Genomic DNA, 18,023 nt, shown 5'->3' with positions numbered 1-18,023 from the left:
CTGCGAAAGCAGTTGGGGTTTTGTCGTTTCAGAGCCTGCAAAAGCCCATCTTCAAACCGCTCTGCGTGCCTTGCTGCTTCGACGAGCCTGCCATTTACGCCACCAGATATAGACGCCAGTCCCGGATAACCCCGCAATCAGAACACCCAATACCGCGATCATCACTTGCCCGGTAAAGCCTATGATCCGTCCCCCGTGTATCGGCAGCTGCAACCTATAAAACCGCTCTCCCAACGTCCCTTCTCCTGCAATCTCCTGCCCCAGTAATCGTCCGTCGGTACCGTGGAAAAACAACCAGGATTTGCCGTGGGCCTCGGTGTCATGCTGTCCAAATCCTGCACCGTAGAAGTTGTACTCAAAGCTGTAATACAACTCCCCGATAGCTGCTGTAAGCCCCAACCTTTTTCCCTCCTGCTGGGCCCTTTCGTAGGCCTGTTGATAACTCAAGCGGGTGGTCCCCAACTTATCGGCAGGCATTCGACCTCGGGCCTCATATACGCTCGGCTCAATCGGAGAAAACAGTGACACCACCGGTTTGAAGACCTGGCTCGGCAAGTTCATGGCGACGCTGCTTACGGCTATCGGCAGCAATAACAACCATAGCCACAAGCCCCCCGCCCGATGCAGATCGAAGTTGAGCCGATAGGCATGCCCGCCCTTGATCTTCCAGGCGCTCCACCACTTCCTCCAAAAGGGTTTGCCTCGCGGTAACGTCAGCCAGAGAGCGATGAAGCAATCGATCACCCAGGCAATGGCCACCAATCCCATCAACAGCAAACCCGAGTTCCCGGGCAGCGTCAGGTTGTAGTGAAACTCAAGAATGAAAGGAATGAAGTTCTCTCGCTGAAAACAGCACTCGCCCCAATAGCGCTGGCCTTTTTGCTCGCCATTGACCGGGTCCAGATAGAACACCTGATTACGCTCATCGAACGGTTTGCCCGTCGCCGGATCATTACGTGGAACTGCCGCCAGCAAGGCTGTGTGGCCAGCCTCATTCGGATACTCCATGTACCAGACCTGCAGCTTCGGATGTGCAGATTGCACCGCATCGACCAGCTCACCTGGCGGTAGACGCTGCCCCTCAGCCGCCGCCGCGTAAAACCTTGGGTTCAGCCACTCATCCATCTCATGGTTGAACGCGAGAATGCTCCCCGTGATTCCCGCCAGCAGCAGAAACACAGCCGTGGCCAACCCGATATACCGGTGCAGTAAAACCAGAAACGAACGCATGAAAATTTCCCCACGAATACGACAAAGCCAGTCCCTGAACCTCAGGGACTGGCTTTTTTATGCACAAGACAAAGGCTTAGAACTGGTAGCTGACCGTGGCAGCGACGTTGCGCTCTTCGCCCATGTAGCAAAAGTTCAGACTTGCGCAGGAAGCCACGTAGGATTCGTTGGTCAGGTTGTTGGCATTCAGGCGTACATCGACGCCCTTCAAACCAACCTTGCCCAGGTCATAACCGATCGACGCGTCGAACAACGTGTAGGACGGCACCTTCATGGTGTTCTCTGCATCCGCCCAGCTATAGCCTACGTAACGCACACCGCCGCCCAATCGCAGGCCATCAAGCGCCGCACTGTCGAACTTGTAGTCCGCCCATAGCGAAGCCATGTGCCGCGGCGCCTGGGTTGGTGAGTTGCCTTTGTTCTCGATCACGTTTGTCGGGGTGCTCAGGGTGCTGACCATCGACTTCGAGTACTCGATATCGGTAAAGGTGTAGCTACCAAGAACTTTCAGATTGTCGGTGAGCTGCATATGCGCTTCCAGTTCCAGACCCTGGGAGCGGACAGCGCCTACAGCACGGTAGAAGTTTTCCTGCGGCAATTTGGTCGCGAGGTTTTCCTGATCGATGCGGAACAACGAGGCCGTGAACAGATTGTCGGTGCCGGGTGGCTGGTACTTCAGACCCGCTTCCCACTGCGTGCCATCCGTCGGGGCCAGTGGATTACCGGCACTGTCGGCATAGGAGTTCGGGTTGAACGACTCCGAGTAGCTGATGTACGGCGCCAGGCCGTTATCGAACAGATATAGCGCCCCGACACGGCCCGTCAGTTTGGTGCGCTTGTCGCTGATCTCGGTGCCGACCGGGCGGCCCGCCTCGGCAATCCGGTTTTCCTCGGACGTCTCTACCCAGTCCTGACGCAAACCGAGGGAGAAACGCCATTTGTCCATTTCAATCAGGTCTTGCAGGTAAACCCCGGTCTGCTCCAGACGACGCAGGTAACTGGTCTCACCGTACATATCGATGGCGGCATTCCCGTACACCGGATTGAACGCATTGATCGGTGCCAGACCGCCGCTGGTCCAGTCGACCACGGTTTTACGCCGCTGGTAATCCGCCCCCATCAGCACCGTGTGCTTGGTCGCACCGGTGAAGAATTCGGCCTGGAGCATGTTGTCGACGATGAACGCATGCAGGCGTTCGTCACCGCCGGTGTAGTAGCGATTCAGCTCGTTGCTGGTCGGCGATGTCCAGCCATAGGCGTACACCTGATCCATGTTCACTTTGGAGTCGAGGTAACGGAAATTCTGCCGCGCGGTGAAGACGTCGTTGAAGCGATGTTCGAATTGATAGCCGAACGACTGCTGATCGCGGGAATAACCATCGACTCCCGGTTCGCCTTCGAAGAAATGCGGCGAAATGCGATTGCCGTTGCGCTGATGAATCGTGCCGTCAGCCGGCAAGCCACCGTGATAGCCGCCATCCGGGTCATGCTGCAGATAGGCCTGCAGGGTCAGCGAGGTATCTTCGTTGAAGTCGATGCTGACCGTCGGGGCGAGGGCGAAGCGTTTTTCTTTGTTGTGGTCGAATTGCGTGTCGGACTGATCCGTCAAACCGATCAGACGATAGGCGATGCGCTTGTCGTCATCGACCGGACCGCTGAAGTCAAAACCGACACCACGCTGGCCCTGAGTGCCAACGGTGGCTTGAACCTGGTGATAGGCCTCGTACAACGGTTTCTTGCTGGTCAACGCCACCAGCCCGCCCGGCGAACTGCGGCCGTACAACACCGACGACGGGCCCTTCAGGATATCCACGCGCTCGAGGAAATACGGATCGACCTGCATCGTGCTGTAGGTGCCGCTGTCGCCCATGGACTTGAGGCCGTCGAGGTAGATGTTATCTACCGAGCCATCGTTGAAGCCGCGCATCGCCACATAGTCGTAACGGTGCGTGGCGCCATAGGGATTGGTCAGCACACCGGGGGTGTAGCGCATGGCCTGGGACACGGTTTGCGAGCCCTGGTCGTCCATTTGCTCACGAGTGACCACGGACACGCTTTGCGAAGTTTCCAGCAGCGCGGTACTGGTTTTGGTGGCGATCTGACTGTGCGTCGCGTTATAGCCGTCCATGCTGCCCAGCGCGTTGCCGAGGGCGAAACCTTTGATATCGGTGGTTGGCAGGGCCAGTGCTTCGGATTCCGCGATGGAGCGCAAAACGTAGCTGCTGCCGTCCTGGCTGACCGCCTCCAGACCCGAGCCGCCGAGCAGATGACTCAACGCCTGATCGGTCGAATACTCGCCTTGCACGCCGGGTGATTGTTGGCCTTGAGTCTGCTGCGGGGTCATCGACAGGGTAATGCCGGCCTTGCGCGCAAACTGATTCAGCGCCTCGCCCAATGGCCCGGCGGCGATGTTGTAGCGGTGGCTGCTGACCTCACTGCCGCTCGCCGCGACGCTCAGGTTCGGCAGCAGGCCGACGCCCAGTGCCGTGGAGAACAACGCGGCCTGAATGGCGTGGCGCAGAAGTCCCGGTTCGGCAGTGAAATTCAGAGGGTTCTTACAGGTAACGCGCGCAGTCATTGTAGGTTTCCGTAGGAAGTCGCGAAGGCTGATTTGGAAGTGCTTACTGACTAAGCCGGACTTGCCACGAAAACCCGCCAAAAAAATTCAGACGGCTCGTTCCAGTGTTACCCACCAGCGGGTGCGATAGCGCAATTGCACCGGCAGCGTCTGCGGCAGGATCGCCAGCAATTTGTCGGTGTCATCGAGGCGGAACACGCCGGACAAACGCAGATCGGCGACTTGTGGAGCGCAACCCAAGAAGCCAGGACGATAGCGACCAACCTCTTTGAGGAAGTCACCCAGGCGCATGTTGCGCGTCACGATAAGTCCGTCGATCCAGGCGCCGGCATCCATATCCAGTGGCGGAGCGGGGCGTGCCTGATGGTGGTCGATCAAGTAACTCTGACCGGCAAGCACCTCGGTGGAAGCGCCATCACCAGACCGTGGAGAATGAATCGCGACCCTGCCACTGGTGACGCTCATGCGCGTGCAATCGGCTTCCTGACGCAGGATGAACCGCGCGCTGAAGGGCTCAAAAATGCCATGACGGCTTTGTACCCGCAGCGGTCGATCATTTGACGAACCTTCATCGACCCCGCCGCAGGTCACGATGATCTCGCCCCGAGTCAGTTTGATCAGTCGCTGTTGCGCCGTGTAATCGAGGTCCACGGCGCTGGCCGTGTTCAGTTCGATCCGCGTACCGTCGGGCAACTGGAATCCGCGGCGCTCGCCGGTGGCGGTAGCGTAATCGGCGTTCCACTGCTGCCAGGCTGACGTGTCTTTGGCCAGCCACGCGGCGGAGCCCATCAACAACGCGCCGGACAGCAGCTTCAACGCCTGACGGCGACCCAGGCTCTGCGCACTGTTTTCCAGTGTGTTGAATGCCACTTGCGCACCCGGAACGGCGCGCAGATTTTGGGTCAGCTCACTTTGCAACGACTGCACCCGCTGCCAGGCCAGTTCGTGATCGTGGTGTTCGGCGCGCCACTGTTCGCATTGGTGGTTCAGGCGCGGATTACCGTGGTTATTGCGCAGGCGCAGCAGCCAATGGATCGCCTGTTTGACCACTTTCTGTTGTGGCTCGGCGCTGCGGGCGATTGACAGGTTATCCACCGGCATCAGCTTTCGTACCGCAGCACGTAGCAGTGATACAGCGCATCGGCGACGTAGCGTTCCACCGAGCGCAAGGACAGGCCCATCTGCTCGGCGATCTGCTTGTGAGTCAAACCTTCGCACTGCGCCAGCAGAAATGCCTGACGCACTTTGGGCTTCAGTCCTTCAAGCATGCGGGCGATGCTTTCCAGCAGCTCAATCACCAGCGCGCGGGCTTCAGCGCTGGGTGTCTCGGCTTCGGGCAAATGGGCGATGGTTTCGAGATACGCGCGTTCGATTTCTTCGCGACGCCAATGGTCGATGACCAGACCGCGAGCTATGGTGCGCAGAAACGCGCGGGGTGCCTTGAGTTCGAGACGTTCGGTGCGTTGCAGCAGGCGCACGAAAGTGTCCTGCGCCAGATCCGCCGCATCGGCCGCATTGCCCAGTCGCGCGCGCAACCAGCTGTTGAGCCAGCCGTGATGACGACTGTAAAGCGCCTGTACTGCAAACTCAGGTGAGGACATGAACGCGACAGCCCGAACGTCACAAATGATAATTAGTCGCATTGTCATCAAGGGTTACAGAATTTGCAACCTGCGCTGCAAAACAGTCATCAAAAAATGACAGGCGAGCGCTCTGGCACGCCGTTCGGCGGGAAGCTGGCAGAAATGCCGTCCATTTCCTACAAAACGCTAAGTTTTCTCCGAGTCGTGCCGACAGACTGGTGAGACATGCGTGCACCAAAGTAGAGCAGCCATCAGAACGCTGCCTGCGCTGTACATGGAATGTTGCATCCGGAACGCATCCCCACTTTTGGCATAAGAAGTCCCATGAAATGAATCTCAAGTTCAGCCATAAAATCCTGTTGGCCGCCTCGGGCGTCGTGGTCCTGGCGTTCGCGCTGTTCACTTTGTACAACGACTATCTGCAGCGAAACACCATTCGCCAGAACCTGCAGTCCTCCGTCCAGCAGGCCGGCGACCTGACCGCCAGCAGTGTGCAGAACTGGATGAGCGGGCGGATTCTGGTGCTGGAAAACCTCGCGCAGAACGTCGCTCATCAGGGCAAGAACGCCGATTTCCCGGGGCTGGTCGATCAACCGGCCTTCACCTCGAACTTCCAGTTCACCTACGTCGGCCAGGCTAATGGCGTGTTCACCCAGCGCCCTGACGCGAAGATGCCGGACGGCTACGACCCGCGTCAGCGCCCGTGGTACAAGCAGGCCGTGGCCGCTGACCAGACCATGCTGACTCCGCCATACATGGCCGCCGTTGGCGGTCTGGTGGTGACCATCGCCATGCCGGTGAAAAAGAACGGCGAGCTGCTTGGTGTGGTGGGCGGTGACCTGAGCCTGGAAACCCTGGTGAAGATCATCAACTCGGTGGATTTCGGTGGCCTGGGCCACGCATTCCTGGTCAGCGGTGACGGTCAGGTGATCGTCAGCCCGGACAAAGACCAGGTGATGAAGAACCTCAAGGACATCTACCCGAACGCCGATGTGCGCATCCAGAAGGGCAACCAGAACGTGGTGCTCAACGGCCAGGAACGCATCCTGTCGTTCACCCCGGTCACCGGTCTGCCGAATGCCGAGTGGTACATCGGTTTGTCGATCGATCGCGATAAGGCCTACGCTGCACTCAGCCAATTCCGTACTTCGGCACTGATCGCGATGTTCGTCGCAGTGGGTGCGATTGCAGTATTCCTGAGCCTGTTGATCACCGTGCTGATGCGTCCGCTGATCACCATGGGCCGCGCGATGCAGGACATCGCCCAGGGCGAAGGTGACCTGACCCGTCGTCTGGTAGTGGAAAGCAAGGATGAGTTCGGTGAGCTGGGCAGTTCGTTCAACCAGTTCGTGGAACGGATTCACGCGTCCATTTCCGAAGTGTCTTCGGCGACTCGCCACGTACACGACCTGTCGCAACGGGTGATGGCATCGTCCAACGCCTCGATCATTGGCTCCGACGAGCAAAGCGCACGCACCAACAGCGTGGCTGCCGCGATCAATCAACTGGGCGCCGCCACTCAGGAAATCGCCCGCAACGCCGCCGACGCTTCGCAACACGCCAGCGGCGCGAGCGAGCAGGCCGATGACGGTCGTCAGGTGGTCGAGCAGACGATTCAGGCGATGACCGAGCTGTCGCAGAAGATCAGCCTGTCGTGCACCCAGATCGAAACCCTGAATGCGAGCACCGACAACATCGGCCACATTCTCGATGTGATCAAAGGCATCTCCCAGCAGACCAACCTGCTGGCGCTCAACGCGGCCATCGAAGCGGCCCGTGCCGGTGAAGCAGGACGTGGTTTTGCGGTGGTGGCGGACGAGGTGCGCAACCTCGCTCACCGCACCCAAGAGTCGGCGGAAGAAATCCACAAGATGATCACCTCGCTGCAGGTCGGTTCCCGTGAAGCGGTGACCACCATGAACGCCAGTCAGGCGTCCAGCGAAGAGAGCGTTGAAGTGGCGAACCAGGCGGGTTTGCGTCTGGTCAGCGTGACCCAGCGTATCGGCGAAATCGACGGCATGAACCAGTCGGTGGCCGCGGCTACCGAAGAGCAGACCGCCGTGGTGGAAACCCTCAACGTCGACGTCAACCAGATCAACCTGCTGAACCAGCAGAGCGTGGCCAACCTCAATGAAACGTTGAAGGATTGCGATGCGTTGTCACAGCAGGCCAACCGTTTGAAACAACTGGTCGACAGCTTCAAGATCTGATCGCTTGCGATAAAAAAAAGCCCGCTGCGGAGTGATCCGCAGCGGGCTTTTTCATGCCTTACACAAACAGCTTCAGCACATTGCCCATCGCATCATCGGCAAACCCCTGGACGAAGTCCTTGAACCCCGGCAGCGCCTCGGGGCCGCCGGAAGCCGGCTCGGCAATGATCGTCCAGGTCGCCCGCGACTTGCCCGCGCCCAGCGATTCCACATTCATCGCCGCCCACAGGTTGGCCACGCCCAGGGTGTTGTAGATCGTGGTCCAGGTCATGCTCAGCGCCTGGTCGTCCCGGGAGTTGAGTTGCTCGACCACCACGTTGCCATCCTTGAAGAATTTCTTGCGCAGCGAAGACACGCCTTCGCCGGTCATTTCGATGTGCGACAGCGCCGGAATGAAACGATCGAAGCCGTCGAATTGGCCGACCACCGCCCACACCTGTCTGGCGTCCACCGGCACTTCCACCGAAGATACGACGTGGCAGCCGTGAGGGTTCTTGATCAGGGTGTCGGGTTGTAGATTGCTCATGATGTTGCTCCTTGGTTGATGAGTCAGATGAAGTTGATTTCTTTCAGGTAGTCGCAGCCGCGACGCAGCAGCGCCGGGGATTTTTCCGGGTAATGCGCGCCCATCTGCTGCACGCCGGCCTGGGCGTTGGCGTGGCCGATCAGGGAGATATCGCCGATGTCTTCCTCAAAGCCGTTGAGGTAGAAACCGAGCACGCCGAACAGCGCGTTGTCGGCATCGACCCGGCCCAGTTGCTGTTGCCAGTCGGCGACGCTGACCAGCGCAAACTCGCTGCCGGTTTCACGGAACGAAGCGACGTAGGCATCCCAGCTCAGGGGCTCCGGGTTGTGCAGGTTGAACACCGCCCGTTCGGCCGAATAACGGCTGGCGTGGAAGGCGATGAAACGGGCGAGAAAATCCACCGGCATCAGGTCGAAATTCAGCGCGAAGGCCGGCACCTGCCCGAGCTGGATCGAGCCCTTGAGCATTAGCATCAAGCGGTTCTTGTGCGGTTGGCAGACACCGCTGAGGCTGTTGAAACTGATGTTGCCGGGCCGATACAGATTGACCCGCACCCCACGTTCCCGAGCCCGTTCGAGGATGCGTTCGCCGACCCACTTCGACAGGTTGTAGCCGTTGCGGATGTAGATCGGCGGTGTCGGGGCGGCGGGCAGTTCCAGCACCCGGCCTGCGTCGTCCACGGTGCTGGACGCCGACAGCGTCGAGACAAAATTGAACACCTTCTTGCTGCGCCCTTCACACAGACGCAGCAGTTCGAAAATCGGCTCGACGTTGTCCGCCGCCAGCGACTCGTAATCGAGAACGTGATTGACGTTCGCCGCGTTGTGCACCAGAGCGCCGAACTCGCGATCCAGTCGCTCGAAATCTTCATCGGCCAGGCCCAGTTGCGGCCGGGTGATGTCCGCCGAATAGACCCGCACCCGACTCAGATCCAGATGCTCCAGCCGGTTCTCTCGCAACGATTGGGCAAAACGCTGCGCCGCCGTTTGCCCGCCGCCATCGCGCACCAGACACGCCACCTCGCTGGCGCCCCATCCCAGCAACGCCTCGACGATGTGCACGCCGACAAAACTGTTGGCGCCGGTGACGATCACCTTGTGTACATCGCCCATGCGGCTGATCGGTAACGGCTCGATGTCCAGCGGTCGCTCGGCGTCGGCCATGGCCTGGGCGCTGAGCACCGCGCTGTCATCGTTGCCGCGCACCAGCGTGGCGAGCTTGGCGATGGTCGGCAGTTCGATGAAGCGGTTGATCGAGATGCTGCGACCGAACTCCTCCCGCAGACGCAGGAGCATGCGCGACAGCAGAATCGAGTGACCGCCGAGATTGAAGAAGCTTTCGTCGGTGGAAATGTCGCTGGTCGGCAGTTCCAGCAACTCGCCCCAGATCTCCAGCAGCAGCGCTTCATCGGCGTTGGCCGGCAGGCATTTGAGGCCGCTGTCCTGCACGCTGACCGGCAGCTCCAGCAAGGCCTTGCGGTCGACTTTGCCGTTGGCGGCGAACGGCATGTTCGGCAATTCCGTCCACGCTACCGGTTGCATGTAGTCGGGCAAGAACTGTTGCGCGTGAGCTCTTAAAGCCTCGCGGGCGGTGTCCGATTGCGGCTGGGCGAGGAACGCCAGAATCCGCCGCTGACTGTCGATCACCACGGCGATCTGCCGATACAGCTGGCTCTCGCGCAGGCACCGTTCGATTTCTTCCGGCTCGACCCGGAAGCCGCGGATTTTCACCTGATTGTCGCGGCGTCCGCACAGCTCGATGCCGTCCTCGCCCCACTTGGCCATGTCGCCGCTGCGGTAGGCGCGCAGACGCTGCCCGTCCGGCAGCGCCAGGTCCAGATAGCGCTCGGCGGTCTGCTGCGGATTGTTCAGGTAACCCAGGCACACACCGGGGCCGACGATGAACAGCTCGCCGACGGTTTGCTCCGGCACCGGTTGCAGATCGTCATCGAGGATCAGCACCTGACTGTTGGCAATCGGCCCGCCGAGGGTGCGATTGCTGTCGCCCGGTTGCAGTTGCCGCGCGGTAATCAGCACCGTGGCTTCGGTGGGGCCGTAGAGGTTGTGCAGCTTGCCCTGGCGCGTCAGTTGCTCGATCACGAACGGCTCGCAGACATCGCCGCCGGTCATGATCTGCCCGACGCTTTGCAGTTGCTCCAGCGGCAGGATGCTCAGCAGTGCTGGCGGCAGGAACGCGTGAGTCAACTGTCGGCGGCGGATCAACGCCACCAGTTGCAGCGGATCGCGGCGCTGGTTGTCATCGGGCACCACCAGTTCCGCGCCTTCGAGCAGGGTCGGGAAGATGTCGATCAGCGACGAGTCAAAACTCAGCGACGAGAACTGCAGCACCCGGCTCTCGGCGTGCAACTGCACGTAATCGGCGTACCAGGCTGTGAAGTGCGCGAGGTTCGCCTGACTCAGCAGCACACCCTTTGGATGCCCGGTAGTGCCGGAGGTGTAGAGCGCCATGCACGGTGCATCGAGCTCGGGCCGGTGAAGCATCAGCGGTAGCGCCGGATCGACTTCAGTGCGGTCGATGCGGCAGACATCCAGCCCCGGCATCGAACCGCTCAGCGGATGTTCGCCGTCGTGCAGCAGCAACACCGCTCCGGCGTTTTCCAGAATGTACTGCTGGCGCTGAAGCGGATGGCTTGGCTCCAGCGGCAGATACACCGCGCCGCTGCCGAGAATCGCCAGGATCGAAGCAAACAGCGCATCGCATTTCGGCAGGCAAATCCCCACCACCCACGGTTGCGGATGCGCCTCCAGCATTGCCAGCAACTGCTGCTGGATCGCCCGGCTGTGATCATGCAACTGGCGATAGCTGATCGACTGCTCGGCGAGGTGCAGCGCCGGGCGTTCGGCATGCTCGATCAGGCTTTCTTGCAGGCGCTCGATCACCGGAATCTGCGCCTGTTGCAGCAAGGCCGGACTGGCCGTGGCGTTGAAGCGATGCACATAGGCCAGGCTGTCGAGAAACAGCAGGTTTTCCACTTGCTCGAAGTCCGGCGCCCAGGCTGTCTCCGCGTGCTGAAAATATTCGGCATCACGGGAAAAACGGCTGACCAGCAGCGCCACTTCGTCCACCACCAGCGCGAGTGTTCGCTGGCGCAGGGCCTGACCGTTGCCGGAGGGTTCGTCGGCGATGGGCACGCGGCTCAGCAGTGTCGAGTCGCAGAGGCACAGCAGATCGAGCACCGGCAGTCCGCTGGCGCCCGTTGCACCGATGCCCAGACGCAAGGTCAGGTTCGGTGTCGTGCCGTAGTTTTGTGGCGCGAGACTGCCGTCGTCGATCACCAGATCCATCGACGGAGCCGCTTCCGACAGCAATGAATGACCGTGTTGTTCGAGCTCCAGCGCCAGGTCGGTCAAGGCCTGGCTGCGGCCCTTCAGCAAAATGTCGAGACGTCTCATGTCAGCCTCCGTGTCAAACCAGGTAGTCGCGCAGGGCGTGCTGTACGCACGGTGTGTCGAGCAGTGAGCTGCTGTGGAAAAAGCGCACGATGTTGCCCACCAGCGGGTGGTGGCGATTGATCGGGAAGGCCAGCCCGGCCATCTCGTCCTTCAGTGCGCGGCGGGTGGCATCGTTGACCGGCAAGGCATCGATCAGGCGCAGGTCGAACGACTTCTGGATGTCGTTGGTCAGGTAGTGGCCGATGAACACCGGCAGGATCTGCGCGATGCATTCGCGATCCGCATCGCTCGCGGTGTGCCAGTAGATGCGCACCATCCGCGCCCAGAAACTCGAATGGCGACCCTCGTCGAGCAAGTGATCGGCCATCAGGCCCTTGATCGATGGCTTGACCGTGTCGTCCCGGGCGAACGCCGCGACATCGCCAGTCACGGTGTTTTCGGCGATGGCCACGCAGATCAGCTCCACGGCGCTGCGCAGGTGTTCCGGGGCCAGTTCGACGGCGGCCGGAATCGCCCGGCTCAGTTCGATTTCATTCGGCAGCTCGATGGGCTCGATGCCGGTCATGGCCACGGTCTGCTGCATGAAATCCATCGCCACCAGCGCGTGGTAATCCTCGTCCACGACCACGGTCATGGCGTCGTAGCGACAGGCGAACGGAAACGCCACGGCGAAGCGATTCTTGGCGATGCTGCGGGCGGTCTTGTCGACGATCTCGGTCTCGAAAATCACCACGTCGTTGATGAACTTGTACAGCGTCTGCACCAGGGCAAAATCACGCTGATCCGGGCATTCGCGCAGGAAGGTTTCACTGAGCACCATGGGTTGGCGGCTGAGCGGATAGATCAGCCGCGTGTCGTCCTCCAGCACGCGGCGCGGCCGGGTGCGGATGGTGGCGCGGCTTTCCCAGGCGTCGGCGAAGGATTGGTAGTCGGCGGCGTTCATTCGGCCACCTCCGCCAGCGGCTCGCGCATGCTCAGGCGCAGGCCGTCCCACAGGGCGATGCGGCTTTCCACGGCGGCGATGGCGCTGGCATAGACCTCGGCCTCACGCTGCGGATCGCCATCGACCAGGCGCTCCAGCAGTTGCTCGGCAGCCGGGCCGTGGTCTTCGGAGTCGACTTCGATGTGTCGCTCCAGGTAGTAACGGAAGGTCGGCGCCTGTTCGACACCGATACCCCAGGCATCGAGCATGCGCTGGAACATGGTCGGGATCACGCTCTCGCGGCCATGCAGAAAGGCGGCGGCGACACTGTGCCCCGGTGCATGCAGCGCGGTGTGCAAGGTGTCGCGGACGAACTGCGCGGCGGCCGGGTCGACCTCGACACTTTGCAGCGCGACGTCATAGCTCACGCCCTCTTGTTGCAACGCAACAAAGCGCTCCACCGCCGTGGTGCTCGCACCGACTTCGCGCATCGCATCCAGGTACAACTCGAAATGACTGTAATGCCCGTGAGACAGCCGATCGTCCGACTCTTCGCCAAGCACGATTTCATTGATCAATCGTGCGGCATGGGGATCGCGCGGCGGCAGCCACGGCAGTCGGGTGCAGGTCAGTTCCTGTTGCAGCCGTTTGGTCAGCGACATGAAATCCCATACGGCAAATACATGGGATTCCATGAAGCGCCGCAACACCGACAGCGAATCGATTTCGGAGAAGATCGGGTGAACGCTGAGTTCGGCTTTCTTTTGGGCGAGTTGTTCTTTAGTTGGCATGATGCGAGCCTCTGGCTTATAGGGATATAGGGACTGCTCAATCAATGGCTAACAACGTTGGATATAGTTTCCAGGCGAGCGATAGCCTCATTCGTTTCGATGAAAGTTGAAGTTGTATGGAGAGGCCTGGTACATCGGAACGCCAGAAAAGACTGACGTGCAGCAGGCCATGTTGTTGGAGCTTGTCGGTTTTCGGTTCGGTACAAAACCCGGCGTAGAAAAACTAATACATCGCAAAACAACTTAACAAGTATATTTTTAATTAATTTAAGTTTGCTGTTTTTCAAGTATGAGCGAGGCTGATAAAACTTTTAATTTAAGTTTTATTTGGGCGTAGTTGCTCCTTTCGGCATTTAAAGGCCAAAATTGAATAACAAGAGTGAATGCCTCACTCAAAGCAACTTTTGAAGTAAGTAATTGAAATGATCTGAGGGGATGAAGTTGGCCTGATACGGCGGCGAATCTTCCTTTTCCCGTGACAAGGCTCCTTCCGTAGGTTCCTGTTGCGGAGACTGCTGCCGGGGCGGCGCGTCCCCGTTCTATTTGGGTTGGCGATTCAAGGGTGCGCGTAAATCGGCGCCGCGGCTATCGTCGAAAATGACTTCCTTGCGGTGCAATTTCCGGGCTGTCCAAAGCAGGGGGGAGGTTAGAGCGAAGGCGCCGAAGTGCCACGGCAATTGAGCGTGACTGGCGTGGGGATTTGTAAGCGGGTTATTCGCCGGGTGAGCGGGAGCTCACCCGGAAGGGGGGAATCAGCGGGCTGTCTTGCGGTTTTGTGCGGCGGGGCTGGCGAGGTAACGGGTGATGACCTCGACACCGCGGTTGAGGTGCTGCTCCAGCAACGCCACTGCGAGCGGGGTGTCCCGTTGCTGCACGGCTTGCAGCAGAGCGCGGTGATCGTCCTGGGAGATCTTGCCCAGGCCCATGGCCTCAAGGTTGAAGCGCAGGAAGCGTTCCTCTTCGTTCAAACCGTCCTCGACCAGCCGCAGCAATCGGCCGTTCGGGGATTTGCTGTAAAGCGTCATGTGGAACAGGCGGTTGAGCCGGCCGATTTCGGTGTAGTCGTGCTCGGTTTCCAGCTCTTCGATGTAGCCGGCGGCGCGCTCGTGATCGGCGCTGGTCAGCAGCGGGATCGATTGGCGCAGGGCTTCGGATTCCAGCAGGATGCGCAGCTCATAGGTTTCGGTCGCGTCGCCCTGGATCAGTGGCGCTACCACGGCGCCTTTGTGGGCAACCACGCTCAACAGGCCCTGGGCTTCGAGCTGACGCAATGCTTCGCGTACCGGCATGCGGCTGACGCCGAACAGGTCCGCCAGGTCTTGCTGGCGCACGGCGGTACCGCACGGCAGGCGCCCGTCGAGAATCGCCGAGCGCAGGGTTTCTTCAATGACCGAGCGCGCCAGATGCGCCGGAATCGGCCCTTCGACTTTGATGCTGTGGAGTGGCTTGGGCTTTTGGGTCACAACTGCACACCCTGTTGACTGCGGAATTTGGATCCAAAGGACACTAGTGATTGCTCTACAGGTTGTCAAACCGTGTAGAAGAACCCTGTCACATCTGAAGTTTAGCGCGCGGGCGATGATCTCAGGGTGCCATTGTTTTTTGCTCGGCTAACCTTCACCATCAAACGCCTTTCCTCCTGCCCTGGATGCCTTGCATTGGCGGTACGTTTCGCGATTCCCCGGATTGCGCGCTGGCTTGCCTGCGCGCTGCTGCTGGCCGGCGTCATGCTGGGCGGTCTGCATGCCGATTGGGATTTTTCCGCGATCAGCCGCAAGGCCACGGCATTGTACGGACCGCTGGGCGCCGGGCAACAACGGATCGATGCCTGGCAGAATCTGCTGGCCACCCAGAAGCAGGTCAGTGAAATGGAAAAGCTCAAAGTGGTGAACCTGTTTTTCAACAAACAGATGCGCTACGTCGAGGACATCGACCTGTGGGGCCAGGTCGATTATTGGGAGACCCCCATCGAAGCCTTGTGGAAAGGCGCCGGTGACTGCGAAGACTACGCGATCGCCAAGTATTTCAGCCTGCGCCACCTCGGCGTGGCCAGTGACAAGTTGCGCATCACCTACGTCAAGGCCCTGCGCCAGAACCGCGCGCACATGGTGTTGACCTACTATTCCAGTCCCGACGCCATGCCGCTGGTACTCGACAGCCTGATCGACCCGATCAAGCCGGCGTCCGAGCGAACCGATTTGCTGCCGGTCTACTCTTTCAATGCCGAAGGTCTGTACCTGCCGGGGGCCAAGGGCAACAAAAAGGTCGGCGACACCAAACGCCTGTCACGCTGGCAGGATGTGTTGAAAAAAATGCAGGCCGAAGGATTCCCGGTCGAGACGACTAACTAGGAGCACGCGCTCAGATGTCCTTGTTCAAACAGCTGTTGATCGCTATCTGTCTGTTCCTCGTGGTTGCTTTCACCGGCAGCTTCATGGTCAGCCTGGAGAGCTCGCGCACCCAGTACGTCAACCAGTTGCGCTCCCACGCCCAGGACGCCGCCACGGCGCTGGCGTTGTCGCTGACGCCGAATATCGACGACCCGGCGATGGTCGAGCTGCTGGTCAGTTCGATCTTCGACAGCGGTTATTACTCGAGCATCCGCGTGGTCGATCTGAAGACCGACCAGACCATCGTCGAGCGCAGTGGCATTCCCGCCGTCACCAACGTGCCGGACTGGTTCGTCAAACTGATCGGCCTGGAGCCGGCCGGCGGCGATGCACTGGTCAGCCGTGGCTGGGAACAGGCGGCGCGGGTCGAGGTGGTCAGCCACCCGATGTTCGCCCTGGCCAAACTCTGGCAGAGCGCACTCGGCAGCCTGGGCTGGTTGCTGGTCTGCGGTGCGGTGAGTGCGGTGCTGGGCGCGCTGCTGCTGCGTCGGCAACTGAGGCCGCTGGACTACATGGTCAAGCAATCCCACGCCATCGCCCGTCGCGAATTCCTCAGCCTGCCGGACCTGCCGCGCACGCCTGAACTGCGTCGCGTAGTGCTGGCCATGAACCAGATGGTCGAGAAGCTCAAGGCGCTGTTCCAGGAGCAGGCCGAGCGCAGTGAAAAACTGCGCACCGAGTCCTATCAGGACAACCTCACCGGGCTGGCCAACCGGCGCTACTTCGAGATGCAACTGAACGCCCGGGTGAGCAACCCGGAGCAGGCCAGCTCAGGTTACTTGCTGTTGCTTCGGGTCAAGGATCTGGCCGGGCTGAATCAGCGTCTCGGCGGTCAGCGCACCGATGAATTGTTGAAAGCGGTCGGCCAGCAACTCTCTCGCGAGTGCGCCAAATACCCGGAAACCCAGAACCTCGTGACCCGTATCCGTGGCGGTGAATTCGCCGTGCTGGCGCCGGGACTGACTCGCGAAGAAGCGCTGCAACTGGCGCAGAACCTCGACAGCGCCCTGGGCAGCCTGCATGCGACGGGCGCCACCGACGTGGCCGCCGTGGCCTCCATCGGCGTGGCACCGTTCGCCCACGGCGATTCCCCACAAGCGGTACTCAGCCTCGGCGATCAGGCCCTGGCTCAGGCCGAAGGTCAGGGCGAGCAGAACTGGGCGTGCCTCGACCAAAGCCTGGTGGCGGACGTTGGCGACGATCACCACGCCTGGCACCGCCTGCTCGATCAGGCGCTGAATCAGCGGCGTTTCGAGTTGTTCTTCCAGCCGGTAGTCGCAGCGCAGGACACGCAACTGGTGCTGCATTACAAAGTGCTGTCGCGCCTGCTCGACGAACAGGGCCAGACCATTCCCGCCGGGCGCTTCCTGCCGTGGCTGGAGCGCTTTGGCTGGACCGCACGGCTGGACCGGCTGATGCTCGAGCGGGTGCTGGAGCAAATGGCCGGCCATGAAGAATCCCTGGCGCTGAACCTGTCTTCGGCGACCCTGGCCGATCCGCAGGCGCTGAACAAAGTCTTCGAAATTCTGCGCTCGCATTCCAATCTGGGGCCGCGCCTGACCCTGGAAATCGGCGAGGAGCAACTGCCGGAACAAGCGGTGCTGGAACAGTTGACCCGACGTTTGCGCGAACTCGGTTTCTCCCTGAGCCTGCAACGCTTCGGTGGCCGTTTCAGCATGATCGGCAACCTGGCGCGGCTGGGGCTGGCGTACCTGAAGATCGATGGCAGCTACATCCGCGCGATCGACCAGGAGAGCGACAAGCGTCTGTTCATCGAGGCCATCCAGCGGGCCGCGCACAGCATCGATCTGCCGCTGATTGCCGAGCGGGTCGAAACGGAAGGGGAGTTGTCGGTGATTCGCGAGATGGGGTTGTATGGGGTTCAGGGGCAGCTGTTCGGCGAGCCGAAACCCTGGTGATGAATTGCCCGTTCGCACGCGCAGCGCGGGAACGGGCAAGACAAAAAGATCAGATCAACCCTGTCTCTTCATCATCGATCAACTGGCTCAAACCGCCCAACGCTTCCCGGACCTGGGTCCGGTCCATCAACTTGGCCTGGGCCGCCGGCGGCAGGTCGGTGACGCGGATCACGCCTTTCTGGGTCAGGACCTGAATCAGGTCGTCGAGTACCCGGATCATCTCCAGGTCGCTCTGCTTGAGCTGCTTGAGGCTGTTTTCCACGGCCGCGTTGGCAAACCAGGCCTGGATTTCATGGTGGTCGGCGGGCAGCGTTTCCGTGGCCTCGGCCCAGGCCGCAGCTTCCACGCGAACCAACTGACCCTGTGCATCGCGTTGCACGTAAAACATTGAGCATCCCTCGGAAATGGACCGGCGTCATGCTGTCAGCAGCATAGCCAACTGCACGGGAGTATGCGGTGCG

13 protein-coding genes are annotated in these 18,023 nt (G+C 60.5%); 3 read left to right on the top strand and 10 right to left on the bottom strand.

The window, feature by feature from the left end:
* Positions 1–51: 51 nt before the first annotated feature.
* From ACKLNA_RS23505 to ACKLNA_RS23490, 4 genes are all read right to left on the bottom strand, one after another.
* Positions 52–1,230, bottom strand: coding sequence for a PepSY-associated TM helix domain-containing protein (locus ACKLNA_RS23505; RefSeq protein ID WP_408987249.1), 1,179 nt, complete (start codon positions 1,228–1,230; stop codon positions 52–54).
* 76 nt (positions 1,231–1,306) lie between these two features.
* Positions 1,307–3,808, bottom strand: coding sequence for a TonB-dependent siderophore receptor (locus ACKLNA_RS23500; protein ID WP_408987248.1), 2,502 nt, complete (start codon positions 3,806–3,808; stop codon positions 1,307–1,309).
* Positions 3,809–3,895: 87 nt separating this feature from the next.
* Positions 3,896–4,909 (bottom strand): FecR domain-containing protein, encoded by a 1,014-nt coding sequence (locus ACKLNA_RS23495; RefSeq protein WP_408987247.1) that lies wholly within the window; start codon positions 4,907–4,909, stop codon positions 3,896–3,898.
* Positions 4,909–5,409 carry a sigma-70 family RNA polymerase sigma factor gene (locus ACKLNA_RS23490; RefSeq protein WP_408987246.1) on the bottom strand — a complete coding sequence of 167 codons (501 nt, stop codon included), beginning with the start codon at positions 5,407–5,409 and terminating at the stop codon, positions 4,909–4,911. Before ACKLNA_RS23490 ends, ACKLNA_RS23495 begins: the two co-directional genes overlap by 1 nt.
* 311 nt (positions 5,410–5,720) lie before the next feature.
* Here ACKLNA_RS23490 and ACKLNA_RS23485 point away from each other — a divergent pair, with 311 nt between their 5' ends.
* A complete protein-coding gene (locus ACKLNA_RS23485; protein ID WP_085712595.1) occupies positions 5,721–7,601 on the top strand; it encodes a methyl-accepting chemotaxis protein in 1,881 nt (626 codons plus the stop codon).
* 58 nt (positions 7,602–7,659) lie between these two features.
* Here ACKLNA_RS23485 and ACKLNA_RS23480 read toward each other — a convergent pair whose 3' ends face one another.
* From ACKLNA_RS23480 to ACKLNA_RS23460, 5 genes are all read right to left on the bottom strand, one after another.
* Positions 7,660–8,127, bottom strand: coding sequence for an SRPBCC family protein (locus tag ACKLNA_RS23480; RefSeq protein ID WP_169428301.1), 468 nt, complete (start codon positions 8,125–8,127; stop codon positions 7,660–7,662).
* A gap of 23 nt (positions 8,128–8,150) precedes the next feature.
* Positions 8,151–11,540: an amino acid adenylation domain-containing protein gene (locus tag ACKLNA_RS23475; RefSeq protein ID WP_408987245.1), complete on the bottom strand. Its 3,390-nt coding sequence runs from the start codon at positions 11,538–11,540 to the stop codon at positions 8,151–8,153.
* Positions 11,541–11,553: 13 nt separating this feature from the next.
* On the bottom strand, positions 11,554–12,483 hold the full coding sequence (locus ACKLNA_RS23470; protein WP_408987244.1) for a diiron oxygenase: 930 nt from the start codon (positions 12,481–12,483) through the stop codon (positions 11,554–11,556).
* Positions 12,480–13,253 carry a DUF3050 domain-containing protein gene (locus ACKLNA_RS23465; RefSeq protein ID WP_408987243.1) on the bottom strand — a complete coding sequence of 258 codons (774 nt, stop codon included), beginning with the start codon at positions 13,251–13,253 and terminating at the stop codon, positions 12,480–12,482. The genes ACKLNA_RS23470 and ACKLNA_RS23465 overlap by 4 nt, the downstream gene beginning before the upstream one ends.
* 752 nt (positions 13,254–14,005) lie before the next feature.
* Positions 14,006–14,716 (bottom strand): GntR family transcriptional regulator, encoded by a 711-nt coding sequence (locus ACKLNA_RS23460; RefSeq protein WP_134828692.1) that lies wholly within the window; start codon positions 14,714–14,716, stop codon positions 14,006–14,008.
* Positions 14,717–14,911: 195 nt separating this feature from the next.
* Between ACKLNA_RS23460 and lapG the strand changes: the two genes are divergently transcribed.
* The gene (lapG, locus tag ACKLNA_RS23455) at positions 14,912–15,604 is read left to right on the top strand and encodes a cysteine protease LapG (protein ID WP_119428526.1); all 693 of its coding nucleotides are present in this window, start codon (positions 14,912–14,914) and stop codon (positions 15,602–15,604) included.
* Positions 15,605–15,618: 14 nt separating this feature from the next.
* The gene (gene lapD / locus ACKLNA_RS23450; protein ID WP_085712602.1) at positions 15,619–17,562 is read left to right on the top strand and encodes a cyclic di-GMP receptor LapD; all 1,944 of its coding nucleotides are present in this window, start codon (positions 15,619–15,621) and stop codon (positions 17,560–17,562) included.
* A 49-nt stretch (positions 17,563–17,611) separates the two neighbouring features.
* Here the strand turns inward: lapD and ACKLNA_RS23445 are convergent, their stop codons facing one another.
* On the bottom strand, positions 17,612–17,950 hold the full coding sequence (locus ACKLNA_RS23445) for a tryptophan synthase subunit beta (RefSeq protein ID WP_408987242.1): 339 nt from the start codon (positions 17,948–17,950) through the stop codon (positions 17,612–17,614).
* Positions 17,951–18,023: the final 73 nt, after the last annotated feature.

This window comes from Pseudomonas sp. UV AK001 (genome assembly GCF_046097675.1).
Classification (GTDB): domain Bacteria; phylum Pseudomonadota; class Gammaproteobacteria; order Pseudomonadales; family Pseudomonadaceae; genus Aquipseudomonas; species Aquipseudomonas kribbensis.
The sequence above is the reverse complement of the archived record's forward strand: the minus strand, read 5'-3'. Positions and strand labels throughout refer to the sequence as shown.